Origin of the sequence: Alishewanella jeotgali KCTC 22429, from assembly GCF_000245735.1 — a bacterium.
Classification (GTDB): Bacteria; Pseudomonadota; Gammaproteobacteria; order Enterobacterales; family Alteromonadaceae; genus Alishewanella; species Alishewanella jeotgali.
In genome coordinates this window covers 95,358-120,974 of sequence record NZ_AHTH01000010.1, presented here as the reverse complement: position 1 = coordinate 120,974, position 25,617 = coordinate 95,358, and the positions used below count along the sequence as shown (strand labels likewise).

At 51.6% G+C, this 25,617-nt stretch carries 26 protein-coding genes; 7 read left to right on the top strand and 19 right to left on the bottom strand.

The window, feature by feature from the left end:
* Positions 1-422: 422 nt before the first annotated feature.
* A complete protein-coding gene (locus AJE_RS05385; RefSeq protein WP_008950000.1) occupies positions 423-791 on the bottom strand; it encodes a hypothetical protein in 369 nt (122 codons plus the stop codon).
* A 225-nt stretch (positions 792-1,016) separates the two neighbouring features.
* Between AJE_RS05385 and AJE_RS05380 the strand changes: the two genes are divergently transcribed.
* On the top strand, positions 1,017-1,844 hold the full coding sequence (locus tag AJE_RS05380; RefSeq protein ID WP_008949999.1) for a MipA/OmpV family protein: 828 nt from the start codon (positions 1,017-1,019) through the stop codon (positions 1,842-1,844).
* Between the two features lie 213 nt (positions 1,845-2,057).
* Here the strand turns inward: AJE_RS05380 and AJE_RS05375 are convergent, their stop codons facing one another.
* The 4 genes from AJE_RS05375 to parS all read right to left on the bottom strand — a co-directional run bounded on the left by AJE_RS05375 (position 2,058) and on the right by parS (position 3,759).
* Positions 2,058-2,342: a type II toxin-antitoxin system RelE family toxin gene (locus AJE_RS05375; RefSeq protein ID WP_008949998.1), complete on the bottom strand. Its 285-nt coding sequence runs from the start codon at positions 2,340-2,342 to the stop codon at positions 2,058-2,060.
* Positions 2,332-2,583 (bottom strand): type II toxin-antitoxin system Phd/YefM family antitoxin, encoded by a 252-nt coding sequence (locus AJE_RS05370; RefSeq protein WP_008608928.1) that lies wholly within the window; start codon positions 2,581-2,583, stop codon positions 2,332-2,334. Before AJE_RS05370 ends, AJE_RS05375 begins: the two co-directional genes overlap by 11 nt.
* A 250-nt stretch (positions 2,584-2,833) precedes the next feature.
* Complete coding sequence (locus AJE_RS05365; RefSeq protein ID WP_008949997.1) at positions 2,834-3,304, bottom strand: RES family NAD+ phosphorylase; 471 nt, start codon at positions 3,302-3,304, stop codon at positions 2,834-2,836.
* A complete protein-coding gene (gene parS, locus AJE_RS05360; protein WP_237709311.1) occupies positions 3,304-3,759 on the bottom strand; it encodes a type II RES/Xre toxin-antitoxin system antitoxin in 456 nt (151 codons plus the stop codon). Before parS ends, AJE_RS05365 begins: the two co-directional genes overlap by 1 nt.
* 155 nt (positions 3,760-3,914) lie before the next feature.
* Between parS and AJE_RS05355 the strand changes: the two genes are divergently transcribed.
* Together AJE_RS05355 and AJE_RS05350 are read left to right on the top strand one after the other, a co-directional pair.
* On the top strand, positions 3,915-4,262 hold the full coding sequence (locus tag AJE_RS05355; protein ID WP_008608924.1) for a PadR family transcriptional regulator: 348 nt from the start codon (positions 3,915-3,917) through the stop codon (positions 4,260-4,262).
* Entirely contained in the window at positions 4,262-5,209 is a 948-nt protein-coding gene (locus tag AJE_RS05350; RefSeq protein WP_008949995.1) for an HAAS signaling domain-containing protein, read from the top strand. The genes AJE_RS05355 and AJE_RS05350 overlap by 1 nt, the downstream gene beginning before the upstream one ends.
* 71 nt (positions 5,210-5,280) lie before the next feature.
* Here AJE_RS05350 and AJE_RS05345 read toward each other — a convergent pair whose 3' ends face one another.
* Together AJE_RS05345 and AJE_RS05340 are read right to left on the bottom strand one after the other, a co-directional pair.
* On the bottom strand, positions 5,281-5,502 hold the full coding sequence (locus AJE_RS05345) for a hypothetical protein (protein ID WP_008949994.1): 222 nt from the start codon (positions 5,500-5,502) through the stop codon (positions 5,281-5,283).
* A gap of 295 nt (positions 5,503-5,797) precedes the next feature.
* Positions 5,798-6,010, bottom strand: a complete 213-nt coding sequence (locus AJE_RS05340) for a coiled-coil domain-containing protein (RefSeq protein ID WP_008949993.1) — start codon at positions 6,008-6,010, stop codon at positions 5,798-5,800.
* 185 nt (positions 6,011-6,195) lie between these two features.
* Between AJE_RS05340 and tadA the strand changes: the two genes are divergently transcribed.
* Positions 6,196-6,699: a tRNA adenosine(34) deaminase TadA gene (tadA, locus tag AJE_RS05335; RefSeq protein WP_008949992.1), complete on the top strand. Its 504-nt coding sequence runs from the start codon at positions 6,196-6,198 to the stop codon at positions 6,697-6,699.
* On the opposite strand, the gene AJE_RS18610 is transcribed toward tadA, so the two are convergent.
* Both AJE_RS18610 and mltF read right to left on the bottom strand, forming a co-directional pair.
* Positions 6,656-6,820, bottom strand: a complete 165-nt coding sequence (locus AJE_RS18610; RefSeq protein ID WP_008608916.1) for a hypothetical protein — start codon at positions 6,818-6,820, stop codon at positions 6,656-6,658. The genes tadA and AJE_RS18610 overlap by 44 nt on opposite strands.
* Before the next feature lie 74 nt (positions 6,821-6,894).
* Positions 6,895-8,325, bottom strand: coding sequence for a membrane-bound lytic murein transglycosylase MltF (gene mltF / locus AJE_RS05330; RefSeq protein ID WP_008949991.1), 1,431 nt, complete (start codon positions 8,323-8,325; stop codon positions 6,895-6,897).
* 198 nt (positions 8,326-8,523) lie between these two features.
* Between mltF and purL the strand changes: the two genes are divergently transcribed.
* Entirely contained in the window at positions 8,524-12,414 is a 3,891-nt protein-coding gene (purL, locus tag AJE_RS05325) for a phosphoribosylformylglycinamidine synthase (RefSeq protein WP_008949990.1), read from the top strand.
* A gap of 89 nt (positions 12,415-12,503) precedes the next feature.
* Here the strand turns inward: purL and AJE_RS05320 are convergent, their stop codons facing one another.
* From AJE_RS05320 to olsF, 7 genes are all read right to left on the bottom strand, one after another.
* Positions 12,504-12,764, bottom strand: coding sequence for a hypothetical protein (locus tag AJE_RS05320; protein WP_008949989.1), 261 nt, complete (start codon positions 12,762-12,764; stop codon positions 12,504-12,506).
* Positions 12,765-12,819: 55 nt separating this feature from the next.
* A complete protein-coding gene (locus tag AJE_RS05315) occupies positions 12,820-13,914 on the bottom strand; it encodes a GGDEF domain-containing protein (RefSeq protein WP_008949988.1) in 1,095 nt (364 codons plus the stop codon).
* A 51-nt stretch (positions 13,915-13,965) separates the two neighbouring features.
* Positions 13,966-14,883, bottom strand: coding sequence for a histone deacetylase family protein (locus AJE_RS05310; protein WP_008949987.1), 918 nt, complete (start codon positions 14,881-14,883; stop codon positions 13,966-13,968).
* Complete coding sequence (locus AJE_RS05305) at positions 14,883-16,727, bottom strand: bifunctional acetyl-CoA hydrolase/transferase family protein/GNAT family N-acetyltransferase (RefSeq protein ID WP_008949986.1); 1,845 nt, start codon at positions 16,725-16,727, stop codon at positions 14,883-14,885. Before AJE_RS05305 ends, AJE_RS05310 begins: the two co-directional genes overlap by 1 nt.
* Positions 16,728-16,860: 133 nt before the next feature.
* The gene (locus tag AJE_RS05300) at positions 16,861-17,559 is read right to left on the bottom strand and encodes an OmpW/AlkL family protein (RefSeq protein WP_420167167.1); all 699 of its coding nucleotides are present in this window, start codon (positions 17,557-17,559) and stop codon (positions 16,861-16,863) included.
* 148 nt (positions 17,560-17,707) lie between these two features.
* Positions 17,708-19,369: a DUF3300 domain-containing protein gene (locus tag AJE_RS05295; protein WP_008949985.1), complete on the bottom strand. Its 1,662-nt coding sequence runs from the start codon at positions 19,367-19,369 to the stop codon at positions 17,708-17,710.
* A 135-nt stretch (positions 19,370-19,504) separates the two neighbouring features.
* Complete coding sequence (gene olsF, locus AJE_RS05290) at positions 19,505-21,211, bottom strand: bifunctional ornithine lipid synthase OlsF (RefSeq protein WP_008949984.1); 1,707 nt, start codon at positions 21,209-21,211, stop codon at positions 19,505-19,507.
* A 152-nt stretch (positions 21,212-21,363) separates the two neighbouring features.
* On the opposite strand from olsF, the gene AJE_RS05285 reads away from it, so the two are divergent.
* Complete coding sequence (locus tag AJE_RS05285) at positions 21,364-22,284, top strand: 2-hydroxyacid dehydrogenase (protein WP_008949983.1); 921 nt, start codon at positions 21,364-21,366, stop codon at positions 22,282-22,284.
* A gap of 302 nt (positions 22,285-22,586) precedes the next feature.
* Here AJE_RS05285 and smrA read toward each other — a convergent pair whose 3' ends face one another.
* From smrA to AJE_RS05270, 3 genes are all read right to left on the bottom strand, one after another.
* Positions 22,587-23,165 carry a DNA endonuclease SmrA gene (smrA, locus tag AJE_RS05280; protein ID WP_008949982.1) on the bottom strand — a complete coding sequence of 193 codons (579 nt, stop codon included), beginning with the start codon at positions 23,163-23,165 and terminating at the stop codon, positions 22,587-22,589.
* A 112-nt stretch (positions 23,166-23,277) separates the two neighbouring features.
* Positions 23,278-23,556, bottom strand: coding sequence for a hypothetical protein (locus AJE_RS05275; RefSeq protein ID WP_008608898.1), 279 nt, complete (start codon positions 23,554-23,556; stop codon positions 23,278-23,280).
* Between the two features lie 152 nt (positions 23,557-23,708).
* On the bottom strand, positions 23,709-25,037 hold the full coding sequence (locus AJE_RS05270) for a M20/M25/M40 family metallo-hydrolase (RefSeq protein WP_008608897.1): 1,329 nt from the start codon (positions 25,035-25,037) through the stop codon (positions 23,709-23,711).
* Between the two features lie 120 nt (positions 25,038-25,157).
* On the opposite strand from AJE_RS05270, the gene AJE_RS05265 reads away from it, so the two are divergent.
* Positions 25,158-25,547: a response regulator gene (locus tag AJE_RS05265; protein WP_008608896.1), complete on the top strand. Its 390-nt coding sequence runs from the start codon at positions 25,158-25,160 to the stop codon at positions 25,545-25,547.
* Positions 25,548-25,617 lie beyond the last annotated feature (70 nt).

Sequence of the window (25,617 nt, the reverse complement as noted above, 5' to 3'; positions counted from 1 at the left end):
GCCGCTGCCAGCCCAGTGGTTAGTGGCAATAATAGCGTAATAGGTGGTTTTGCGGTTAGGTGTAAGAAGTATACTTTTCACTATAAAAGTATAATTATTTCTATTAGAAACAGTACACAGAGCTAAGCAGAACTGTCAAACAGACTATTAAATGCGCAACATACCCAGCATCAGAAGTTAGGGTAACTTTTGCCAAATACTATATAAAGTTAGTGCTATTAACGTGCCTGAAAACATAGGTTAACGCGGGAGGTCTGTCGCAAGAATCTTGAAACCTACAACGAAGTAGTGGCGAGCGACCTCCAAGCACAGCAGGCATTTACTCGACACCACTTGTTTCATAACTTATTAAGAAAAAATCTAAGTGAAGATATCTGAAATTCCGAAATCTGTTATTACAGATATATGCTATATCACGTTAATCAGCGATTTAAATGAATTAAATCACCTTCTACACGCATACAATCACGACCGTAAATTAAAGGTATGTACCATCTGTTCATCTCAATACGGACATTGACTAGTAAATCACCATCAATGCCAGAGCTACGGCCGTTGCTAATAGCATTGTCCATAGCTCGTTGGATACGATCATCGTGTTTGCCTACAGGAAAAATGATGACAGTATGGAGACAGGTCTCCCCTTCAGTCTTTGTTAGTGTGCCTTGCTCTGTAGAATAGTCTAATCCACGAACATTGTGTGTAGACGCCGCAGTAAACTGCCCCAACCTAACCGAACAAGCAGAAAGCAATAGAGCCATTAATATTGCAACAGCATGATTTAGTTTCATTATTTATTATCCTTTTCAAAAAAAGGGCGCAAACTACCATGCTCCGAATTAAAGTTCAACCCAAAAAAGGTACAATTTTCAACGTAACGCAAACAGCGCCCACCGGAGTCGATACCAGAACCACGCTAAAAACATGACAAACAGTGATCTTTACGCAACAAAATCCGTAAACGCTAATGTATAGATAAGTTGGCATTTTGCTAAATTGGCATAGGAAAGAATTTTATGAAGAAATTACTAGTGTTAGGTACCGCCCTTGTTATGCATAGCCTGCTGTTGCCGGCAGCGAGCGCACAAGAAACAAGAACCGCTTTGGTGCCCTTGCCATCTATTGATGATTTTAGTCGGGGTAAAGATGGCTGGAGTTTCGCGTTAGGTGCGGGTATTGAATACGAAACTGCCTACGAGGGTTCAGACGAATTTGGTTTGGAGCTTGAACCGGCAGGGGGCTTACAATGGCGGCGCGGTAATGATGTGTTCTATTGGGTCGGTGAAGCCATAGGGTGGCGTGGCTTACGTGCGGATACCTGGTTGTTTGAAGCCCTTATTGGCTTTGACGAAGGTCGTGCAGAGAGTGATTCAAAAAAAGGTTATCTGGATGGGCTCGGTGACAGTGATGAGGGCTTTGAATTAGTGCTGCAAACCCGTCGCGCCTTTGATGCGGATTGGCGCTATTGGCTGGTTGGCCGGCTTGTCACCGGCGGTGATGGTAACCTGGGGTTGTTTGGTGTGGGTCGCCGCTTTGGCGAGAAGTTTGATGGCTCGGGCTCAGAGGTGAATATTGTTGCAGTATTTCACGATAGTAAATATGCCAATAAAGATTTCGGCATCACCGCTGAGCAGTCGGCGGCATCAGGTTTAGCCGCAACCAATATGAGCGGCGGTTATCGCTCTGTCGGTATCAATTACAATTATCGTCACTACATAAACAATAACTGGCAGATTTATGGTGAGGCACTGTATGAGCATTTTAGCAGTGCTGTCCGCAAAAGCCCGATTGCCCGTGGTGACTTTGAAGCAGAGGTTGGCATCGGCTTTATCTATGTGTTTTAAGCGCTAAAGCTAACAGTGCGCGAGAAAGCCCGCAGCTCCAGCATTTGGCCGTCGGAAAATAGGGCATTGCCAGATCCCCGCGTCCGCAAGCTGTGTGTTTGCTACCAAAACTGAATGTCCGCAAATAAATCAATGCGGGCATTCGGTTTATTTAAAATAATGAGTTCAAACGGTGTCTGTTGCAATTGTTTGTAGTGCTTGCTCTATTAGATCTTAGGTTCGCTTTTTGAGAGACGAATAAACCTTACCCTTTTCCCGCTTACCTACGGCAATTACATACACAAACAGTTCATCGTCAACAACCTCATAGGCTAATCGATATCCAGCAGAGCGAAGTTTAATTTTGTACACTGATTCATAGCCACTTAACTTATCAGCAGGTACTCTGGGATTTTCTAATCGCTCCGCCAGTTTTTTCTTGAATTGACTCTTGATCGGGGCACCAAGCTTTTCCCATTCCTTAAGCGCAGCCGGAAGAAATCGCAGCTTATAAGTCATCCAGCGACACCGTTATAGCTTTATCCTTGTCACCACGACGTTCCTCAACAAGCCGCGCCAATTCATAGTCTTCGAGCATATCCATCAGAGCCTCGTAGGTCTCTGCTGGAATCAGGTAGGCTGCAGGTTTATTGTGGTTTAGCACCGCTATCGGTGAACCACTTGCCTGAGCGAGCAAGGCTGAGGGGTTTTTCTTTAATTCTGAAATGCTTACAGAAAAGTCAGCTAATACCTGACGCATGAAAACCTCTATTTTGACCTTAATTATGGTCTTATATTAGCTCGTTTTTCTATTGGGCGCCACGAAGTTTTAGGTATGACAGTTATATATTGTGTTGAATTCCTGTTTCACGTTCAAAGCAGCCTCTCCTCACAACATGATAGAGCGACATCAACTAAAGGTGCTTATCCCACTATCGCAGATGGCGACTGCGGTACGGCAAGCATACCGGAGTTGGGGCCGGGAGCTATATTGGGTTTGGTGTATTAAGCTATCTGAAGATCCGTGCATCAAAACTAAATTCAAGTTTTTCGGCTTTGGCGAGGATAGCAGGTAGCAGCGGGTGCTGTGGATTAACCAGGTAGTTACGGTCTCGCGGCGAAATACTTGAGGGGACCTGGAGTGCGGCGAACTCGGGGTTTTCGGCGTTAAGAAATTGATCGCCAATCAGTTGCGTCTGTTCCGGCGCCGGTATTGCCCGCCAGTTAGGTGGTAGAACTGAATTATCTAACGGGATAATCAGCTCGTCGGGTAACTCAATGCGGTAAAGATCGTATTGCTGAATAACCTCAGGGTCGTGATTAAGGTGTACAAAAACTTCCAGTATGCAAAGCGATTCAGATGCAGCGAAATACAGCGCCGCTGTGCCTTTTGAGTTCCAGCGCCCGCCAAATAATTTTGCGCCTTGCGGATTGAAGGGCGCCTCGGCGAACTTTTTTTGGGTCAGCCGATACAGTTGCATCAAGAAAACACGCCGTGTTCGAGCCGGCCGATTAACTCTTTAACCGTTTCAAAATCGACAGTGGTCGCAATCATATCTAATGGCCGCTTGCCATTCAGGCCATACACACTTTCACGCAACCAGGCCAGAGCGCGTTGTTCATTGCCAAAAAGCTCGGTCGCTAGTTTGATCAGCAGTGCCAGGCGGTACATAACGTCACTTTCCTGCGTGTTGAAACGTTCTCCATTTTTCAGGCGGCGCTTAATGGTGCTGATTGGGATCAGGGTAACATGGTGAAACTCGGTTTGTGACAACCGAGCTTTCGCCAGAATGTTACGATAGACCTCTGGTTTAAAGCCTTGATGAATAGCGGCATTTTTTGACGTTGCCTCATCTTCTATACCAAGGCTATACCAAAAATTCGGTTGGTACAGCGGTGTGGGTTTAAAGCTTTTCACTGCGCTGACAGTCATCATTGAGCCCTTTTTGGTTCATATGGCCTATTAAAAATAGCCCATATGGGCCAGTAGTGCAATTTTTAATTATTATCCCCCTTGCTTTTATACTATGCGCCACCTAGTATATAGCTGTGTGGCACACAGTATGCGGTGCACAGTATCAGGAGCAAAAGATGACACAATCGCAACTGGACAAAATTCGGCTGGAACTGCGCCGCGGGGTGCTGGTTTTGGCGGTGCTGGCGTCGCTGAAAGAAGCGCATTATGGCTATTCGCTGCGCAAACAGCTTAACGACAACGGTATTGAGATTGATGAAGGCACCCTGTATCCGCTGATCCGCCGTCTGGCAGAGCAGGGGTTACTTGACAGTGAATGGCAGCAAGGCGAAGGGCGGGAGCGGCGTTATTACCAGCTATCTGCCAGCGGCCACAGCTTGCTTGGGCAGTTAACCGATGAATGGCAACAGCTTAATGGCGCCCTGAGTAACTTACTGGGTGTAAAGCCAGAGGAGACAGCATAATGGATTTAGTAACACGTTATATTGCTGCGGTGCAGCGCGAGTTACCCGAGGATAAACGCGATGAAATTGGTCGTGAACTGAATGCCAATATCCGGGATCAGCTGGATGCGCTGGCGGAGCAAAAAGGTGAGCTTAGCGACGACGACAGTGCTGCCGTGCTGCTACAAATGGGGCATCCACGTGATGTAGCCCAGCAATTTGTGCCGCCGCAGCCGTTAATCAGCCTGAGCTATATGCCGGTGTACCGCTATACCCTGTATATGGTGCTGGGGATTTTGTTTGTCCTGCAAATTATCGCCAGTACCAGCGCCTGGTTGCACAGTCAGTTTGGTTTGCTGCTGTATCTGAAAAGCGTTGCCAGTGGCTTTATCGGCGATGCCTGTCTGGCATTTACTGCGATTACGGTGACTTATATGTTGTTATCGCGGGAGCCGGCTGCAGCGGCTAAAACGACACCGAACTGGCATCCGCGGCAGTTACCGGCAGTGGAGCCGGGCTGGCAGACGATTTCGCTGCAGAATATTTTTACCGATCTTGGCACCTATGCCTTTTTATTGGTGCTGATCTGGTATCCGCTTTGGTTTACCCCAGAGCAGCTGGAAGCGCAGCGTATTAGTCTGGCTGAACCGGCACGGCAGTTTCTCACCTGGTGTACACCGGTGTTGCTGGCCGGCATAGTGCTGAATATCGGGCAACTAAAACAACGCTTCTGGAATCGCCCGCTGCTGATCGCGAATGTGGCGCTAAATAGCGCGCTGGTGCTGATTTTGCTGTATCTGGCTGTCAGTGGGCCGTTACTGGAGATCAACATGGCTGCCTTGCCCTATGTTTTTGAGTGGGATTATCTGCAGCGCACCATAGTGGTAACGCTGTTGATTACTGCCTGTTTTCCGGGATATGAATTGGTACGGGATCTGCTGCGGTTAAAGCGTCTGGCCAGAGCCTAAATATTCTGCGAGGAGCAGAGGCTGAATGCAGGTTCAGCCTCTGGCTTGTTAGTTAGTGCTACCGGTGTTGCTTAATACTGCCGGCTACGTTTGTTATCACGCACCAGCCACCAAATTAGGTAACCCAGGATCACCAGGGGTAATACGGTGAATAACAAAGTCAGGCCGATACCAATGACCGCACCGACCAGACCAATTAATAAGCCAAAGATGGTCGCAGCAATAGCGATTAAGCTTGGTAAGCAGTAAATACCCACGGCGACTAATAAAATAATAACGATTGTTCTGTTCATACTAAGATCCTTTTGTTCGAGCTATTGATTCAGGTTAGCTTAAGGTAATCAAACAGTATGCCAATAATATAGTTGTTAAATATCAATTGTTTAAGTTGTGCCATTTATCGCTGTAGAGATTTTAGACCACCTGGCTTAGCGAAATTAACCAATTAGTAGCGAAAATCTTTATCAGAGCACGCAGTCAGCGGCAGGGCCAGCGTCTGGGCTTGTGACAGCGCTAAAGTCTGGGCTGTTACAGCAAAAAAACGGGCTGCAGTAAGCAGCCCGTTCCGGAGGTTGTAGGATGGTGCTGTCAGAGCTTGTTAATCTGCTCTTTTAGCTGATAGGACTTGTCGGTAACAATACTCTCTAGGGTGCCCACCCGTTCCTTCAGTTTGGCAATTTCTGCCTGTAAGGCTTCGATATCAGCCTTACAGGCTTTGCCTTTGGTTTTCATATGCGTTTCGTAGGCTGCGTAACCCAGGCCACCAATAATGGCGATAGCGGCAATTTCAAATGGACCCATTATTATCTCCTTGCTGTTTTTTTTGTAAGGAAAGCAAGCACGATGCCATTATTTTAAGCTGCTGATTAATATCAGATTGCTTTATATTCTGTGATAGTGCTTAGTGTAATATTCAAATATTTAGTCAGTTTAAACATAGTCTAGTGGTAAAATTGGCCAAAGAAAGTGAATTTTTGTAAGGCTTTATGACTGACGAACAGTGGATGCGCCATGCTCTGATGCTGGCACAGCGGGCGGAACAGCTGGGCGAGGTGCCAGTCGGGGCGGTATTGGTTAAAGATCAGCAGATCGTTGCTGAAGGCTGGAACCAGATGATTAGTCTGAATGATCCCTCGGCGCACGCTGAAATGCAGGCGGTACGTCAGGCTGGCCAGGTACTGGACAACTATCGGCTGCTCGATTGTACGCTCTATGTTACGCTGGAACCTTGCACTATGTGTGCCGGAGTACTGGTACACAGCCGGATCAAACGTCTGGTCTACGGGGCGGCTGATTATAAAACCGGTGCCGCAGGCTCGGTGCTCGATTTAGTACGCTACCCGCAGTTTAATCATCAGTTAGAGGTAACGGCCGGGGTGCTGGCTGAGGAATGTGCCGCCATGTTGTCTGCGTTTTTTCAACGCCGGCGGGCCGAGAAAAAACAGCTTAAACAGCAGGCGCTTCAACCAGATGTTGAAAGTAAGCAATAAAACTGCGGCGGCGGTGATGTACCTTTTTAATTTGCAGATTGCGCTTAATCCGGCGGCGGCTGGATGCCACATCCAGTAAGCGACGGCGGCGTTTTAGCGCCGGCTTTTTCTTTTTTAGCATAGACTTATCCTGTTCTTTACACTGTTGTGAATAATATGGGCAGGGCTGGCGGGCTGCAAGCACCCCAGATGAATTTATTGTGACAGGGGCGGCGCCTCGGCAACTTGCTCACTTTGTTCGACCAGTCGTTGCCGCTGTTGTTCCTGACGCTGCTCTAATTGTTGCCGCTCATCTACACCCACTAGCGTATCGTAATAGCGGCGGATATTTTCAACATAGAGTGCGGCTTCGTCACCGCGGGCAAAACCAAAGCGGGTATGTTGGTACACCGATTTTTGCCGTAGCAACGGCAAGCGCTGTTTTACTTCCAACCATTTATCCGGATCGGCGCCATCACGCTGCGTCAGGCGCCGGGCATCTTCCAGATGACCCCAGCCAATATTGTACGACGCCAGCGCAAACCACAGCCGGTCTGGCATCGGGATCCGCTCCGGGATCCGGTTTAGCAGCAGCTGCAGATAACGGCTACCCCCGGCAATACTTTCTTCGGCATCCAACCGGCTTTGTACTCCCATTTGCCGCGCAGTGGGCATGGTTAGCATCATCATACCGCGTACCCCGGTAGGGCTGCGGGCTTTCGGATTCCAGTGCGATTCCTGGTAACTCAGCGCTGCTAACAGGCGCCAGTCGAGGTCGCCGGCATATTCGATAAACCAATGCCGGAATGCCGGTAGGGTGTCTTCGATAGCCCGGATAAAGCGGATGGTATCGACATAGTCAAACAGCTCAACATGGCCAAAATAGCGATCTTCCAGCGTAACCAAATCGCCGTTTTGATACACGTGGCCAAAGTATTCGATTAGCACGCTAAACAGGCTGTCGTCCAGGGTTTTGGGCAGTAACCAGCCCACCGGTAAGTTTTCGCTGACGGTAAAGCCAATCGTCAGCTGTGGGAATAAACGGCGGTTAACTGCCAGCTGATTAGAGTCTGTCAGCGTATAGTTGATACTGCCATCGACCACTTTTTGCAGTAGCTCGTCGGCATCCAGCTCCGGATCTTCCTGATAGCTCAGCCCCGGAATCTCTGCACTGAGTCGTTTCAGGGTTTCCGCATGGCTACTGTGAGCGGAGACAATCACTGGCTCAGTCAGGTCGGTTAATTGTTGCGGCCAGTTGTTGCCCTGGCGAAACACCAACAGTTCGTTAATCCAGCGGTAGGCCGGTGCCGCCCGGAATTTTTGGGTGCGCTCCGGGGTGAGTGTCAGGCCGCCGGCAATAAAATCAACCTGACCATTTTTCAGCTTGGTTTGTAAATCATCTAAATCGAAGCTGGGGAACAGTTGCAGTTCAACGCCTAAGCGATCGGCCAGCCCCTTAGCCAACTCATACTCAAAGCCGGTAGGGCCATCGACACCAATATAGTAACTGGTCGGGCCATGCAGGATGCCAACCCGTAATTGACCGCGCTGATAAATGTCAGCCAGCTGATTTGTTTGCTCTGGCAATGGCTTAGAGCAGGCCAGTAACAGCAAGCTCAGGCAAAGCACAGACCATAATCGCAGCATAATCAGTTCCGGTTTAGACGATTTTGCGATGTTACCGCAAACTTCTTAGTCACAGCCAGCCTTTTCACATATCACTTAGCGCGAATTTTCTTTATAATGTGGCGCCTTTTAAGGCGTGTTGATGTTTGCTGCAAAAACAAGTAGCAAACGTCAGCACGTCCTAGGTTCCACTGTCGTTCAACCAACGGAAAATAGCCTATGTTGATCCTGCGTGGTGCACCTGCACTGTCCGAATTCCGAATTCAAAAGTTACTCGATCTTTGTGCCCAGCAAAATTTACCGGTTAACGGTATCTATGCCGAATATATGCATTTTGCTGATTTATCGGCACCACTTAGCAGCGAACAGCGCCAGGTGCTGGATCAACTGTTAACCTACGGCCCGAGCATTGCCAGCCACCAACCCAGCGGTTTGTTGCTGTTAGTGACACCACGCCCCGGCACTATTTCTCCCTGGTCTTCCAAAGCCACCGATATTGCCCGCAACTGTAACCTGCCAACGGTAAAACGCCTAGAGCGTGGTATTGCCTATTATGTTGACGCCGTAGCCTTAACCGCGGCTCAGCAGCAACAACTGGCCAGCCTGTTACATGACCGGATGATGGAAGCGGTGTTTACCGAATTGGAGCAGGCTGCCGCGCTGTTTGCGCAGGCCGAGCCGGGTACTTTAAGCTCGGTGGACATTCTGAGCGGTGGCCGTGCGGCACTGGAACAGGCCAACCAGACGATGGGTCTGGCCTTAGCCGATGATGAAATTGATTATCTGGTCAGCAATTTTCAGCAGCTCGGTCGCAACCCGAACGACATTGAACTCTATATGTTTGCGCAGGCCAACTCTGAGCACTGCCGGCACAAGATTTTTAACGCCGACTGGACCATCGATGGCGTAAAACAGCCTAAATCGCTGTTTAAAATGATTAAAAATACCTTCGAGCAAACACCGGATTATGTGTTATCAGCCTATAAAGATAACGCTGCCGTGATGGTTGGCTCTGAAGCCGGTCGTTTCTTCCCGACGCCGGCTAGCCGCGAGTATCAGTATCATCATGAGCCAATTCATGTGCTGATGAAGGTAGAAACCCATAACCACCCCACGGCGATTTCGCCTTATCCGGGGGCGGCAACCGGCTCGGGCGGCGAAATCCGCGACGAGGGTGCCACTGGCGTTGGCTCTAAGCCCAAAGCGGGCTTAGTGGGTTTCTCTGTGTCTAACCTGCGTATTCCAGGCTTTGTACAGCCGTGGGAAAGTGATTTTGGTAAGCCGGAGCGCATTGTTACCGCACTGGACATTATGCTGGAAGGCCCACTGGGTGGCGCCGCCTTTAACAACGAATTTGGTCGTCCGGCGATCAACGGTTATTTCCGTACTTATGAAGAAAAGGTACACAGTCATAACGGCGAAGAAGTTCGTGGTTACCATAAGCCGATTATGATTGCCGGTGGTCTGGGCAATATCCGCGCAGAGCACGTCCAAAAAGGCGATTTGCCAGTGGGTGCCAAGCTGGTGGTATTAGGCGGCCCGGCGATGAATATCGGTCTGGGTGGTGGTGCGGCGTCTTCGATGGCATCAGGCCAGTCGAATGAAGATCTGGACTTTGCTTCGGTACAGCGCGATAACCCGGAAATTGAACGCCGTTGTCAGGAAGTGATTGACCGCTGCTGGCAGCTGGGCCAGGACAACCCTATCGTCTTTATTCATGACGTTGGTGCCGGCGGTTTATCCAATGCCTTCCCGGAGCTGGTAAACGACGGCGGTGTCGGTGGTAAGTTCGAGCTGCGTAATGTACCGAACGATGAGCCTGGCATGTCGCCGCTGCAAATCTGGTGTAACGAATCGCAGGAGCGCTATGTAATGGCGATCCCGGCCGACAAAATGCCGGTATTCGAAGCCATCTGTAAACGTGAACGCGCCCCTTATGCGGTAGTGGGTGAAGCCACTGCTGAACAGCATTTAACGCTGAGCGACAGTTACTTTGGCAATACGCCGATTGATCTGCCGTTAAACGTGTTACTGGGCAAGGCGCCAAAAATGCACCGCGAAGTGCAAAGCTTAAAAGCGCCGGCTAAGCCTTTAGATCGCTCTGCTATTACGCTTGCCGATGCGGCTGAGCGTTTATTACGTTTGCCGACCATTGCCGAGAAAACCTTCCTGGTAACTATTGGTGATCGTACGGTAACGGGTTTGGTTGCGCGCGATCAGATGGTGGGCCCCTGGCAGGTGCCGGTGGCGAACTGTGGTGTCACTGCCGCCAGTTATGATACTTACCATGGCGAAGCCATGGCGATGGGTGAGCGGACGCCGGTTGCCTTGCTGGACTTTGCTGCCTCGGCCCGTCTGGCCGTAGCGGAAGCTATTACTAATATTGCTGCCACAGATATTGGCGACTTAAACCGGATTAAACTTTCTGCCAACTGGATGGCCGCCGCCGGTCACCCGGGCGAAGATGCCGGTTTATATGCGGCAGTAAAAGCGGTCGGCGAAGAGCTGTGTCCGGCACTAAAAGTGACGATCCCGGTGGGCAAAGACTCGATGTCAATGAAAACCCGCTGGCAACAGGATGGTGAAGATAAGGCCGTTACCGCGCCTATGTCGCTGATTATCACCGCCTTTGCCCGGGTAGAAGATATCCGTAAAACCGTGACGCCACAGCTGCGCACGGATAAAGGTGCCAGCTCCCTGTTGTTAATTGATCTGGGGCAGGGCGCTAACCGCTTAGGCGGCTCGTGTTTAGCTCAGGTGTATAAGCAACTGGGCGATCAGCCTGCTGATCTGGATAGCCCACAGCTACTGATTAACTTCTTTAATGCCATGCAGCAACTGACGCGCGAGCAGAAATTGCTTGCCTACCATGATCGCTCCGACGGTGGTTTATTTGTCACCCTGGCCGAGATGGCCTTTGCCGGTAAAGCCGGTATCGCCGCCGATATCAGCGCTCTGGGTAGCGATGCGCTGGCGGCGTTATTCAGCGAAGAGCTGGGTGCGGTGCTGCAGATTGCCGACAGTGAACTGGCTTATGTCCAGCAGGTGCTGGCAACACATAACCTGGCAGACTTAAGTCATGTTGTAGGTAAAGTTGAACAAAGCGATCGTTTTGTGATCAGCCAGCAGGGCACAGTGGTATTTAACGATAGCCGCAGCCGTCTGCGCACCGTCTGGGCCGAAACGACTTATCAGATGCAGAGCCTGCGCGATAACCCGGCGGGCGCCAAGCAGGAGTTTGACGCCAAGGCCGATCAGCTGGATCCGGGCTTGCATGCCAAACTGACCTTTGACCAGAATGCCGATATTGCCGCGCCGATGATTTTAAAAGGTGCCGCACCCAGGATCGCGATTCTGCGCGAGCAGGGTGTTAACTCGCAGCTGGAAATGGCCGCTGCCTTTAACCGTGCCGGCTTTAGCGCGGTTGACGTGCATATGAGCGATATTCTGAGCGGTCAGGTGTCGCTAAAAGACTTTAACGGCTTAGCGGCTTGTGGTGGCTTCTCTTACGGTGACGTGTTAGGGGCCGGTGAGGGCTGGGCCAAGTCAGTGCTGTTTAACGAGCAGGCACGCAAAGAGTTCCAGACCTTCTTTGAACGGCAATCTACCTTTGCGCTGGGTGTTTGTAACGGTTGTCAGATGATGTCGAATCTGAAGAGTCTGATCCCGGGTGCTGATTTATGGCCACACTTTGTGCGCAATAAATCTGAGCGCTTTGAAGCCCGCTTTAGCCTGGTGGAAGTCCAGCAAAGCCCGTCGCTGTTCTTTAGCGGTATGGCTGGCTCGCGGATGCCGATTGCCGTATCGCACGGTGAAGGCCATGCCGAGTTTGCCTCTCAAGCTGCCTTTGCCGCTGCCAACCAGAGCGGTACTGTGGCACTGCGTTTTGTTGATAACTATGGTCAGGTTACCGAGCAGTATCCGGCAAACCCGAATGGCTCAGTGGCCGGTATTACCGCGCTGACTACCACCGATGGCCGGGTCACCATTATGATGCCACACCCGGAGCGGGTATTCCGCACCGTGGCCAATTCCTGGCATCCGGATGACTGGCAGGAAGACAGCCCCTGGATGCGGATGTTCCGCAATGCCCGGGTCTGGTTAGGTTAATTCCTAACACCACCCAATAAAAAACCTGCTGCGGCAGGTTTTTTATTGGGTGCTTTTCCCGTTGTCACGAACTAGCTATCACGGCATCACTACTGGTTTTTTTCTTCCACGAACAAGGAGCGGATCCAACCAAAACCGATATTAACGAGCCCAGCCAGGGTGTCTGCCTTTGCCGAGGGTTCCGCCTGATTAATCGCAGTTGGCGACTGCGTCTGAGATTGCTTGGAATTGTTGATCGCGCCGTCAAAGAAATCATCGGCGCCTTGTTGGGTACTGTAAGTGCTACAGGCGCTAATCATTAAGCTAAAGGCAACGGCAGCTATAGTGGTGATTTTTTTGGTGTTGTGCAAACTTAATCCTTGTCAGTAAATAGTCGGGCATTTTTAAACTATTAAGGCTGTTTGTCTAGTTTAAAAACTGTTGCCGGGCCTGATTACGGCCCTGCTGCTTGGCTTGATAAAGCAGCTGATCGGCTTGCTGCATCAACTGACCACTCTGATAACCGCTGGCCGGGTAATTTAGGGTGATAATACCGATTGATGCGGTGACTACGCCAAAGGGTGAGTTTTTATGCGGGATCGCCATTGCCGCCAGCTTGTCTGGTAATTGTAGGAGTGAGGTGCTGATATCTGCATTATGTTGCTCAACCAGAATAAATTCCTCACCGCCAAAACGTACCACCAGCAGCTTAGGATCGGCAGAGAGCAGCCGGGATAGGCGTACCAAAACCAGATCACCATCCAGATGACCATAGAAGTCGTTGTAGCGTTTAAAGTAATCGATATCCAACAACCCCAGGGATAATTGCTGATCTGCCGGCAACTGCTGGAGTTTTTGCTGCAGGCGTTGTTCGAAGCTACGCCGGTTAAGCAAACCGGTTAATTGATCGGTTTCGGCTTTTTGTTGTTCCAGCCTTACCGTTTTAAACTGGCTGCGTAACAAGCGGTCGAATTGCCGCTGCCAGCTCAGGCAAAGCAAGGTTGTTACCACCAGATAAAAGACGGACCAGCCGGTATCAATAGCAGTGCAATATTTCAGGAATAACACTGCGGCGGCCAGTTGTAACCACAATAAGATTTTTTGTTGTAAGTTAAAAATCGGAATGGCGGCAATGGCGAAAGCCACGACCATAGGGCCACCTTCACCTAATTTGCCGTAGTAGAGTGATGAACCATAAAAAGTGATACTTAATAATAAGATAACCAGGGCTGAGATCCCAAGCCAACCCTGTAACCACTGCTCAGCGTTGAGTGTTTTATTCGCCAGAGCATAAAGTAAAATCAGGCCGGCCGCTGTATAGCGTGACAGATTACCCAGGCTGTACCAGCTGTCGCCAACCAGAATATCTGTGATCGAAAACAACAGCATTAATGCCACACAGACTAATGCCAGCCGCTGCGCAATATGGCGGGTACTGGCAACCAGATACAGCCGGAACTCCGCCTCGCTGGCCGGGTCCAGATAAGATAAAGCTGGAAAGTAGTTTTTAATCAATTGCATAGAAAAGAGATATCCAAATGATACCTCTAAGCTTAGCAGCTAATTTGTTACTCAGAGCAAGCCTTTTAAAAAAGCCACCACGCTGCGTCCGAGCGCACTTAACGCATAACCGCCTTCCAGCATGGCGACGATGCGGCCCTGGCAATGTTTATCGGCCAGTTGTTTTAGCTCGCTGGCGATCCACTGATAGTCCTCTTCGCGCAACATAAAGTGCGCCATCTCATCTTCAGCGTGACCGTCAAAGCCGGCCGAGATCAGGATCAGTTGTGGGGCAAAGGCATCAATGGCCGGTAGCCAGTGTTGCTGCACCTGCTCACGCCAGGCGCCGCTGCGGCAGCCGCCGGCCAGCGGTAAATTGATAATATGCTCGTTACTGCTGTCGGCGCCGGTGTAAGGGTATAGTGGATGCTCAAACGAGGAGCAAAACAGTACTCTGGGTTCGTGCTGAAAAATATCCTCGGTACCGTTACCATGATGTACGTCGAAATCAACGATGGCGATCCGGCTTAGCTGATAGGTATTCAGGGCGTGCTCAGCCGCGATAGCAATATTATTTAGCAGACAAAAGCCCATTGCCTGCTCGCGGGTGGCGTGATGACCGGGCGGACGCACCGCGCAAAAGGCCTGCTCGTTACTGCCTTTCATTACCTGATCCACGGCATTGATACCGCTGCCGGCGGCATGCAGGGCGGCATTCAGGCTTTTCGGGCCCATAATGGTATCGGGATCCAGCCAGATATGGCCCTCGGTTGGTGCTTTGGCAAATAATTCATCGACATAGCGTTTGCCATGTGCCAGATATAACGCTTCTTTTGTGGCGGGGCTGGCGTCGCGCTGCATCACCACATATTCCATACCGGAACGGATCAGCTGGTCATTAATCGCTGACAGGCGCTCCGGACACTCCGGATGATCAACGCCATTTTCATGGTAGTAACAGCTGGGGTGACTGAAAATGGTAATGGGCATCAGCTGTCTCCTGCTGGAGTTAAATCCAGTTTTAAATAGGCTTCGGATGGATCTTCGCTACGCAAGCGCACAAAGCCGGCGTTTTCGAATACTTTGAGCATGGGTTTGTTTTCGGCGCGCACATAGGCCTGCATTGAAGCCAGGCCGCGGGCTTTTGCCACATTAATCATTTCTGCCAGCAGCCGCTTAGCCATGCCTTTGCCCTGGAACTTTTCGCGGGTAACAAAGGCCACTTCACAGCTATTCTGGCTCTCAATCAGGTAGTAGCGGCCGACGGCCTGGATCTCTACGACTGAGCCTTTTTGCTTCACAATGCACAGTGCTAAATCCTTGGACTGATCGACGCTGACCAGGGTGCAGGATTTTTCGCGGCTCATCTGAGTCGGCACTGAGTTATAGCGCATTTGCAGCGTTTCTTTGGTATGGGAGTAAAAAAACTCCTGCAAGCGCCGTTCATCTGAAGGGTTCAGTGGCCGCAAATCAAAGCTCTCGCCGTTTACGCTCAGCTCTTTAAAGCCGACAGGCCCCAGCTCCGGTACTTCGACCGGGGTTTGCACCTGATAATGCGGTACCCAGTAATGTTTACGGACTTCAGCCAGTAACTGATTACGGAATTTCGGATGGGCGACCCGGATCAGCTCCAGCGCCCGCTCGCGGATACTTTTGCCGCGTAACGAGGCCACGCCAAACTCCGTCACCACATAGTGTACGTGCGCCCGGCTGGTGACCACGCCGGCACCTTCGCGGATATGCGGCACGATGCGGGAAATACTGCCATCTTTGGCGGTCGAGGGCAGGGCGATAATGGGTTTACCGCCATTACTCATTGAAGCACCGCGGCTAAAGTCAACCTGACCGCCAACGCCGCTGTAAAACTGATGACCAATTGAATCTGACACCACCTGCCCGGTCAGATCAACTTCGATGGCACTGTTAATCGAGACCATGCGCTCGTTGCGGGCGATATTGCTGGGCGAATTGACATACTCACTCGGATAAAAGCCGATATGCGGGTTTTGGTGCACAAAGTCATACAGCTGCTTAGTACCGATACAAAAGCTGGTGACACTTTTGCCGGGATGAAAGGTTTTGCGCCTGTTGTTGATCACCCCTTTTTTAATCAGCTCCAGTACACCGTCGGTCAGCAGCTCGGTATGCAGGCCCAAATCCTTGTGATTGCTCAGATAGCGGGTTACCGCTTCGCAGATTTTACCTACGCCGAGCTGAATAGTGGCGCCATCTTCGACCAGCAGCGACACATACTGGCCGATACGCTCAGTGCGCGGATCCAGCTCGGTAGGCTGGACTTCCGGTAGTGGCTGCTCGGCATAGAAAAAAGCATCGATATCGTCTTTATGAATAAAAGACTGGCCGTAAGTGATCGGCATCGCCGGATTGACCTGGGCAATCACTGTTTTGGCGGCCTTTGCTGCAGCGGCTATCACATCAACTGATACACCAAGTGAATGATAGCCATGCTCATCGGCCGGGCTCACCATAATCAGCGCGGCATCCAGCGGCAGTACGCCGTCAGTAAACAGCGCCGGAATATCGGTCATAAAACAGGGGGTGTAATCAGCCCGGCCCTCAGCGACAGCCTGACGCACGGTATGGCCGCCGATAAAGAAGGTATTGACCTTAAATAAATGCTGAAACTCGGGTTTGGCCCATTTGTTGTCTGACAGGGTCACCAGTTGCACAATTTCAATATCATGCAGGCTTTTGGCATTCGCAATCAGATCGTCAATCAGTAGGGTCGGCACCGCGGCATGGGAGCCAATAAAAATCCGGTTTCCGGATTTTAGCAGGTGTTGCCAGTTAAGTTTGGAAACAGGACTTGGCATAACAGCTCCGGCTTGAGATCAGTAATAGCACTCTAATCCAGAAGCCGGAGCGGGAAAAGCCCCGACTTTGGTCGGAGCGCCCGGAAAAATACCGTCAACACCGTAATGTTGACGGCAAAGGGCAAGATAAAACTTACAGCGTCCAGCGCAGACCAATCATTGCTACCAGCGGATCAATACTGACATCAACGCTTTGCACTGTATTGCCATTAACCCGGACATGCGCCTTGGTATCGATATCAATTTTGCTGATCATCAGGTGGACACCCAGGTTATCAGCCAGTTTGATATTGACGCCGGCTTGTGCGGCCAGGCCCCAGGAGTTTTTCAGCTTAATGGTCACAGGATCATTAGCACCAGCCGCACCCAGCGCGACCAGCGTGCTTTTCAGCTGACCATCGGCTTCGGTATTAAAGAAGTTGGTGTAATTGACGCCCAGGCCAACAAAAGGCTGAATGTTGCTGTTGCCAACATCAAAATAATACTGGCCGAGTAAGGTAGGCGGTAAATGCTTGGTTTTACCTACTTTTAAACCGTCAATAGCGCCATCGCCACTGATTTTGTGGGTAAAAGGGGTAGCGGCAATTAACTGCACGCCCCAGTTTTTATCCAGTTTGTAGTCAAAGGTCAGGCCCAGTTGGGTATTGTCATTCACCTTGACGCCAGTTGAGCCGGCTGGTAAGCCTGCGACGGCTTCTACCACATTCAGATTGCCGCTGCTGTCACTTGGCATCACGCTGATGGCGCCAACGTTGACAGAAAATTCGGCCATGGCAGGGGCGGCAACTAAACTCAGGCCCAGTGCTACTGTAGATAACATTGTTTTCATCATATTCTCCAGTCAGATAACTGGCGCCATTGTGCGCTTGCTGGCGGTGAAAACCTTGGGCTGGATCAAAAAAGCCCGCTACAAAGCGGGCCTTTAACGGTAAGTATTGTTCTATATCAACAAAGAGGTAGGGAACACGCCCTAACCAAGCCTAGTCCTGCTGTTGGCGCCGGTTTTCAAAGCGGTTAGAGCGCTCGGAGATCGAACCTGTTGTCCGGCTCTCGCTTGCTGGCCGGCTGACCACTGCTTGCCGTTGTTCCATTTGTGGCCGCTGTGGTTGTACCCGCTGACTGTCCTGTGCTGGCCGGCTCACCGGTTGTACCCGCTCTTGCTGAAATCTTTGCGGCTGCGCCCGCTCGGTTCTTACCTCTTGCGGTGGCCGTTGATACTGCACGCGCTGGGTTTCAGCTTGCGGCACTCTGATAGGCTGTACCCGTTCCGGCCGGCTGTCCTGCGCCGGGCGCTGATACTGTACCCGCTGCTCTCTGTTTAGTGCTTCGTTGCGCTGTTGTGCTCGCTGCTCTCTGCCCAGCGCCTCATTGCGCCGCTGTTCTCTATTTAGTGCTTCGTTGCGCTGCTGCGCGCGCAGCGCACTATCCTGCACACGTTGCGGCCGTTGCCGGTCAACAGCCGGGCTGGTGTCTGCGGCAGGGATTGGCTGGATACGCTGCTCGTTTTCTGCCCACTGCTGAGCAATACGTCCCTGAGGGCGCTCCTGGCGTTGCGGCTGTTCGCTTCGTGCCGTCTCATGCTGGCGCGGCTGGCGGTTGCTGTCATACTGGCGGCCTTCACGCTGCGCATTGCGTGGTGCAGCCTCTGCTTCGCGATTGGCCTGACGTAACTTGCTGTCGGCCGGAATAAAGCGATTATCAGCTTGTGAGCGCTGCTCCTGATTGCGCTCAGCACGCCACTGTTCGCGAGGTCTGTGCGGCGCATCGTCATGACGGCGTGGCCGATCCGGGCGGTGCTGATAGTCTGGCCGGTCACGTAACTGACTGTGCCGGTAGTGCACGCCACGGCGGTGATAATGATCATGCTGCCAGCGAGGCGCATTATGGAAATGCTGCCGTTTTGGATAATAGCGCGGTGGCTTATGATAGTAATGGTGGTGCACTATCACATGATGACGGTGCCAGTCGAAGACGCTGAAATAAAACGCTGGCCTGACGTAAAAGCCACTACTCCAGTAAAAGCTGACCCGGCTGCGGTGACCGACAGGCTCATACCAATACAGTGGTGGATAGGCTGGCCACCACCAGTGACCGTAAACCACCCGGGTATCGTAGTAGGGTACGTAAATCACCTCACGCCGCGCCGGTTCAATCACGATCACTTCGCGTTCGCGCTCCACCACCACATGCTCCATCTGCTGCAGTGAGCCCTGAGCATAGGCGCGTTGCCGTAAGCGCTGAATACTCGCCAGTAACGCTGGCTCATCGGCTAAAAAGATTTCTCCCAGCCGCTGCGTCCATTGCAGATCATCATTCAGGCGTTGCACTAACTGCGGGAAGGCAACCAGAGCCTGCACACTGGGGTCCCAGTCCTGGCCTTGCACGGCTTCTACCGCGTCTTCGCCGCGAAGATCCGGGTTACGCTCTAACCAGCGTGCCGCCTGCACAATTTCCAGCGGATAGGTCGAGGCAATCAAGACGTGGGTTAGTACTGAGTCCGGATACAGTGCAATCGGGGCCAGCATCTGGTCCAGCTCGGCCTCGCTGTTACTGGTGCGGCTTTGTGCCTGACTGGCGCAGGCGCTGAGCAATAAAATCGCCAGGGCTAACAGTAGCTGTGGCAGGGTTCGTTGTATCGTCATATCAAGCTCCTAACCACGGGCGATAGATTGCGCCGGCAGAGGGATGGACATTAAGTATACAACTTATAGTGGGCCGCGGCTGAATCGCGGCTGAACTTTACCGGATCTTTACACTAAGCTACAAGAAACTGTGGTTCAGCTCAGATAACGGGCGCGCTTTTGTGCTTTTAACTGTGTCAGGTCCACCAGTACCAGACCATCAATGCAGTCAGCGAAATCCGGATCCGTGCCAAAGGCCAGAAATTTCACCCCGCCTGGCTCGCACAGCTCACTGTATTGCTTATATAAGGTGGGAATACTTACCCCCATATTGGCCAGCAGGTGTTTTAGCTGCACAAAGTCTGCTGCATAGTCCTGACCGCTGAAGTGCTGCTGCAGCTGTTGCAGAATAGCTTGCGGCAGCTGATAGGGCTGATTTGATACTGCTGTTTGCTGTTCATCCTGAAAATATAAAGAGTAGAAGTAGACCATCAGATCCCGGGCTGCTTGCGGGTAGCTGTTTGATAGGCTGACGCCGCCAAACAGATAGCGCAGTTCCGGATACTGCTTAAGGTAAGCTCCAATGCCATACCACAGATAGTCCAGGCTGCGCTTACCCCAATAGCGCGGTTGCACAAAGCTGCGTCCCAGCTCCAGCCCCTGTGCCAGATAGGGTTGCATCTGGGCGCTAAATTGAAACAACGAGGCGGTATATAAGCCGGCTAAGCCGTGATCAGCGATCACCCGGGCCGTATTGGCAAAACGGTAGGCGCCGACGATCTCCAGATCATCGCTATCCCACAGGATCAGGTGTTCATAGTGGCTGTCGAAACGGTCAATATCACGGCGCTGGCCACAGCCCTCGCCGACAGCCCGAAACGCCAGCTCGCGCAGGCGGCCGATTTCACGCATCACCGGCGAACTTTGCTGATGATGATAGAGGTAGATTTTTTTGCCATCGCCGGTTTCGCCCAATAACTGGCAACTTTCTACTGCCTTTTTCAGCACAGCCCGCTCTTCCGGATGCGCTATCGCACTCTGGGTTTTAAACAGCGGGGCTTTATCTTTTGCCAGCCGGTACAGATGCTTTTTAAACAGTTTAACTTTATCTGCCAGCTCCAGCTGCAGGTTGTTAACGCTGTCAAACGGAATGCTTTCACCAATGCGCAGCGTGATCGATTTGCGCTGTTGCTTAAACATTTCCTTTACCAGCAATAAGGTGGCCAGCGGTTTATATAGCATCGAGGCACTGTAAAACAGCGCCGAATTGCGCCCACCAATATAGATCGGCAGAATTGGCGCCTTACTTTGACTGGCAAAGCGCAAAAAGCCGCTATGCCACTTGCCGTCACGGATTCCATTGGGTTTTAAGCGTGATACCTCACCGGCCGGAAACAGGATCAGTGCGCCTTCCGCCGCCAGATGGGCGGCAATGGCGTCTAAGCGGCGCCGCTCGGTGCCGCCTGTCATGTTATTTACCGGTAACAAGAGGGGGTGCAGCGGCGGTAGCGCCATCAGTAGCTGATTGGCCAAAACCTTAACGTCTGGCCGGATCTCGCTGACTAGTTTTAGCAGGGCCAGCCCGTCCAGCGAGCCGATCGGATGATTGGCGATAATCACCACCCGCCCGGTCGTCGGGATCCGCTCCAGCTCGTTGTCGCGTACGGCGTAGCTGAAGTTAAAATAGTCCAGCACCTGCTCCACAAACTCCAGTCCCTGCAGGTGCGGGTAGCGCTTGGCAAAATTCTGAAAATCCTGCTCATGTAACAGGTAGCTGAGGAATCCTTTAACCGGCCGGTAAAACCAGCTCTGGCGGTCAACCAGTGGCAGTTGTTGTTCGATCATTTGCTCGACATTCAGCATCGCTCTGTCCTCTCACCTGTTACATAGGGTCACACAGTTGAGCCTAATGCCTTTGTATGACGCCAAGTTGGCAGTTTTATGGCAGTTTGACGACAGCCGAAGTGCCGCTTTTATGCTAAGGTTGGCACCCTGGCCAAGATATGGAGTGAGCTGTGACTATTGCCCTTATTATCCCTGATCGAAAACTGGATGACTTACAACAACGGCTCAGTGCCGCCCTACCGGGGGTAACGATTGAGGTCTGGCCCGAGCTAAATGATCCTGCTGCTGTCACCTTTGCCGTGGTATGGAAGCACCCGGCAGGCTGTTTACAGCAGCTACCAAATTTAAAAGCGCTGCAAAGTTATGGTGCCGGTGTGGATAGTATTCTTGCCGATCCTGAGCTGCCTTTGGTACCACTGGCGCGGGTTGTCGATCCGGCGTTAACTGAGTCTATGCTGCGTTATCTGGCCGGTATTGAAAGCTATTACCGTTTGCGCCTGGATCAGTTTCATCGCCAGCAACAGCAGGCGCAGTGGAAACCGAAAAGCCCACGTCAGTTGCGCAAGCTTTGTGTGCTGGGGTTAGGCGAACTGGGCGCGGCCGCCGCACAATTTTTTCAGATGCAGGGCTATCAGGTGACGGGCTGGGCCCGTCGCCCGCAGCAGCTTAGCGGTGTAACTTGCTATGCCGGCGTTGATGGCTTAGCCGCAGCCCTTAACGATGCCGATCTGGTGATCTGTTTATTACCACTGACCAGTGCCACCGAGGATCTGTTAAATAAACAGCTGTTTGCCCTGATGAAGGCGGGAGTGATACTGGTCAATGTCGCGCGTGGCGCGCTGCTGGTGGAGGCAGATTTATTGGCCGCACTGGACAGTGGGCAGGTTCAGGCGGCGTGTCTTGATGTGTTCCGGCAGGAGCCCCTTGCTGCAACGCATCCGTTCTGGTCGCATCCGTCGATTTTGGTCACACCGCATATCTCAGCTGTAACCCGGGTGGATACAGTGGTGGCGCAGATCGCAGAGAATTACCGGCGTAGTGAAGCCGGCTTGGCATTGTTAAATCAAATCGACCGGCAACAGGGCTATTAACTGGTTAAAATTACAGCGTTGCCAAGGAGTTATTAACGGACTACACTCTTTTGGTCGCAGTAACCTGCCTGCCGGTCGCAACCAGGGCTGTTGCCGTGACAGAATAATAAGAATAAATGTTGAGGTTAGGTTATGAGTAAAGCGTCCAGTCGTGGTTTTGGCTTTACCACTCTGGCTATTGCCGTGATTTTAATGGCGTTGTCAGCCCTTCTCACCCGGGCAGAAGCCTTTTGCTGGGTGATTTAAAAATTAAGGGCCGTTTGGGCCCTTAATTTTTTATCTGTTAGCCTAATCTTGTTTCATTATTTCTTGCTATGCCGTTCCCGGTTTTCGCGTTTTTGTTCGGCATTTTTTTGCAGCAGGACATAGGTAGCACTATAGCCGCCATGTTGACGCTGTGCGGTATGCGCTGCCAGAACGACACCAAAAGCCGGTAACCATTTAAAAACATAGCTACGTAAGATGGCTGGATGCGGCTTGCTGTTGCGGCCCATACCATGCTGGATCAATAAGGTACGCACGCCCCGTTGATGGCAGTCGGTAATAAATTGCTGTAGCGCACCGCGGGCTTCGATCAGTGTTTTGCCCAGCAGGTTCAGGGTGGCATCCAGTTGATACTTGCCCAGGCGCAGATTGCGGTATACCCCTTGTTGCACACCGTCTTTACAATAGGCAAAGACGTCATCCGGCTTTACCAGCTCGACATATTCCATGCTCAGGTAATGCGGATCATACTCCATTTCCTGTTCCGCCGCCTTGCGTCTGGCTTGTTGCGCCAGAGTGGGGCTAAACTCAGCGTTGGCTTGCAGCACAGCATCCTGAGTCAGTGGCTTTACATCGGCCATTTCAGAAAGAAACAGCTCGAATTCATCTTCCTGCATAGCGGTCTCCGTCGATTAGCATGGTCTGGATGCACTACGTTAAAAAGCTAGCGCTGGTCCAGACCTGAAAGATCGGAAAGTATAACGGCAAGCCGCTTTGGAAAAAAGCGGCTTATTCGGCTTGCGGTTTTAAGGCGGCGGGTACGGTGTCGCTACTGGCGGCCTTTTTGCGTGCGGCAGCAAAGCGCAGTAAATAGTAGGCGTTAATCAGCAATACCAGCAGATTGGAGATCACCCCCTGCGGAATGGCAATATGGCTGTAATAGACAAATAACAGGCTGCAACCTATTAATGTAGCTAATCTCAGCCAGAATACATCTTTGATAAAAAAGGCGCCGATACAGATCGTCAGGCCAACCCAGCTGATAATGTCATAAATTAAGTTTTCCATCTGCAGGCTCCACGATACGGCAGGTTAATTGCGCGCATTATGAGCAGTGTCGAGTTTTTACTCAACTGAGGAATATTGTAGATTTCAAATTAGATTTTTTAATAGATGTAACCCTGCTGTCATAAAGGCGACAGCAGGGGCAGGGGGGGAGTTTACTGGCGTAAATCAACGCTGCTATTGGCGATGGCGCGGGTCATAATCAGCCAGGCTTCCAGGTTTTGCCGCAGTGCCGTTGGATCAATTTTATCCAGGGTATCGTTTGGCGTATGGTGATAATCGAAGTAATCGGTGCCATCCTGCATCAGGCTGGCGACTGGCACACCCTGAGCCTTTAAAATTGACACATCCGGACCACCTGAGGCGGTATTCGGACCCATGGCAATACCCAGCGGTGCCAGTTGTTGCTGGATCTGTCTGGCAAATTGCAGCGCCTGCTCGCCCATACCGGTATCAAAACGCCAAACCCGGCCGGCACCAAAGTCAGATTCAGAGGCAAAGACATGCTTATGCAGTTGTTGGTGATGACGGGCGGCATAAGCACGGGCGCCAATCAGGCCGCCTTCTTCGTTGCCAAACAGCACCACCCGGATGGTGCGCTCCGGCTTTTCCTGTTTTAGCAGGGCGGCCGTCGCCATCACGATGCCCACCCCGGCGCCATCATCCAAAGCCCCGGTGCCTTCGTCCCAGGAATCCAGGTGCGCACTAATTAACACAATTTCATCCGGTCTTTTACTGCCGGTAATTTCCGCAATCACATTATGGCTGGTGACGGTGCCTGGCAGCTTGTTGTTCATTTGCAAGCTTAAGCTGACTTCCGGGTTACGGCTGAGCATTTTACTAAGCTGCAAGGCGTCAGGTACCGAGATCGCCGCCGCCGGGATCCGCGGCACGCCCTCTTCATAGCGCATCTGACCGGTATGAGCGAAACGGTTGCTACTGCTGCCGACCGAGCGGATCAGCAAGGCTTTGGCACCGAGTTTTGCCGCTTCGACAGCACCGCGGGCGCGACCACCGACTACCTGGCCGTAGAAGCCACCACGGATGTCTTTTTCCAGCGCATGGTTAATAAAGACGATACGATCTTTGACCTGTGACGGCTCGGCGGCAATCAGCTCTTCCAGGGTATTAAACATCACGACCTGAGCCGTGATACCATCAAAGGGCGTACCCACAGAGCCACCCAGAGCGGTGAGTACCAATGCCTGGTTAAAGGGCGCGCCAACGCGCAGACTGGCGTCACCACGCTCCCAATACAGCATCTCAAACGGCTCGCGCCAGACTTTATCAAAACCTAACTGTTTAAAATGTTGCTCGGCCCAGATCACAGAGCGGATGTCAGCTTCACTGCCAGCCAGGCGCGGTCCGACCTCGACGGTTAAGGATTCCACCAGCTTATAGGCCAAATCTTTATCCAGTGGTAGGGTTGTTGCCTGCACATTCAGACTAAAAGCTGCTATTATTGTGCTGATCCAGAGTTTCATATGCTAAGTGACCTTGGTGGTTTAGATTTTTTCGAATTTATCATCTTTAACGGATTAAACCCAGATTTAGCGGCTAACGTAAGAAAAAGCCAGACTAACTGAGTAAGGAGTACCTTCAGGATGCAAGGGCAGACACAGGGAGACGCATCATCAGGCCTGACAGCTTTGGTGGTAGACGATACGCTAACCAGCCGACATTATCTGAAACAGATCCTGCAGTCGCTTGGCGTAGCGGTAGTGCATGAGGCCGCAGATGGCGCCAGTGCTGAAGCCTTATTTGTGCAACAGCAACCGCAGCTGGTTTTTTTGGATATTCAGCTGCCAGACATCAACGGTAAGGTACTCTTACAACGATTCCGGCGTATTGATCAGCACTCGCATATTTTTATGGTGTCGGCCCACTCCAGTGTCGACAACCTGAAAGCGGCAGTAGCAGGTGGTGCCAAGGCTTTTGTCGTGAAGCCATTTTCGGCAGAGCGAATTAGTCATCTGGTGCAACCTTTGCTCTGATTGTTGGTCTGAGGCTGGTCAGGCGTATCAGGGCTTCAGTTGTCAGCTCTGGGTTCTTTTTCAGGTTCAG

Coding starts and splice junctions, on each gene's coding strand:
- parS (WP_237709311.1), bottom strand. CDS start 3,759: ATGATGACTGTCAGCGCAGTGAAAAGCTTTAAACCCACACCGCTGTAC.
- olsF (WP_008949984.1), bottom strand. CDS start 21,211: ATGCTGAATGTCGAGCAAATGATCGAACAACAACTGCCACTGGTTGAC.
- AJE_RS05315 (WP_008949988.1), bottom strand. CDS start 13,914: ATGCAATTGATTAAAAACTACTTTCCAGCTTTATCTTATCTGGACCCG.
- AJE_RS05350 (WP_008949995.1), top strand. CDS start 4,262: ATGGATTTAGTAACACGTTATATTGCTGCGGTGCAGCGCGAGTTACCC.
- AJE_RS05375 (WP_008949998.1), bottom strand. CDS start 2,342: ATGACTTATAAGCTGCGATTTCTTCCGGCTGCGCTTAAGGAATGGGAA.
- AJE_RS18610 (WP_008608916.1), bottom strand. CDS start 6,820: ATGCTAAAAAAGAAAAAGCCGGCGCTAAAACGCCGCCGTCGCTTACTG.
- smrA (WP_008949982.1), bottom strand. CDS start 23,165: ATGCAGGAAGATGAATTCGAGCTGTTTCTTTCTGAAATGGCCGATGTA.
- AJE_RS05340 (WP_008949993.1), bottom strand. CDS start 6,010: ATGGGTCCATTTGAAATTGCCGCTATCGCCATTATTGGTGGCCTGGGT.
- AJE_RS05295 (WP_008949985.1), bottom strand. CDS start 19,369: ATGACGATACAACGAACCCTGCCACAGCTACTGTTAGCCCTGGCGATT.
- AJE_RS05270 (WP_008608897.1), bottom strand. CDS start 25,037: ATGAAACTCTGGATCAGCACAATAATAGCAGCTTTTAGTCTGAATGTG.
- AJE_RS05370 (WP_008608928.1), bottom strand. CDS start 2,583: ATGCGTCAGGTATTAGCTGACTTTTCTGTAAGCATTTCAGAATTAAAG.
- AJE_RS05300 (WP_420167167.1), bottom strand. CDS start 17,559: ATGATGAAAACAATGTTATCTACAGTAGCACTGGGCCTGAGTTTAGTT.
- AJE_RS05305 (WP_008949986.1), bottom strand. CDS start 16,727: ATGCCAAGTCCTGTTTCCAAACTTAACTGGCAACACCTGCTAAAATCC.
- AJE_RS05365 (WP_008949997.1), bottom strand. CDS start 3,304: ATGCAACTGTATCGGCTGACCCAAAAAAAGTTCGCCGAGGCGCCCTTC.
- tadA (WP_008949992.1), top strand. CDS start 6,196: ATGACTGACGAACAGTGGATGCGCCATGCTCTGATGCTGGCACAGCGG.
- mltF (WP_008949991.1), bottom strand. CDS start 8,325: ATGCTGCGATTATGGTCTGTGCTTTGCCTGAGCTTGCTGTTACTGGCC.
- purL (WP_008949990.1), top strand. CDS start 8,524: ATGTTGATCCTGCGTGGTGCACCTGCACTGTCCGAATTCCGAATTCAA.
- AJE_RS05345 (WP_008949994.1), bottom strand. CDS start 5,502: ATGAACAGAACAATCGTTATTATTTTATTAGTCGCCGTGGGTATTTAC.
- AJE_RS05265 (WP_008608896.1), top strand. CDS start 25,158: ATGCAAGGGCAGACACAGGGAGACGCATCATCAGGCCTGACAGCTTTG.
- AJE_RS05275 (WP_008608898.1), bottom strand. CDS start 23,556: ATGGAAAACTTAATTTATGACATTATCAGCTGGGTTGGCCTGACGATC.
- AJE_RS05380 (WP_008949999.1), top strand. CDS start 1,017: ATGAAGAAATTACTAGTGTTAGGTACCGCCCTTGTTATGCATAGCCTG.
- AJE_RS05385 (WP_008950000.1), bottom strand. CDS start 791: ATGAAACTAAATCATGCTGTTGCAATATTAATGGCTCTATTGCTTTCT.
- AJE_RS05310 (WP_008949987.1), bottom strand. CDS start 14,883: ATGCCCATTACCATTTTCAGTCACCCCAGCTGTTACTACCATGAAAAT.
- AJE_RS05355 (WP_008608924.1), top strand. CDS start 3,915: ATGACACAATCGCAACTGGACAAAATTCGGCTGGAACTGCGCCGCGGG.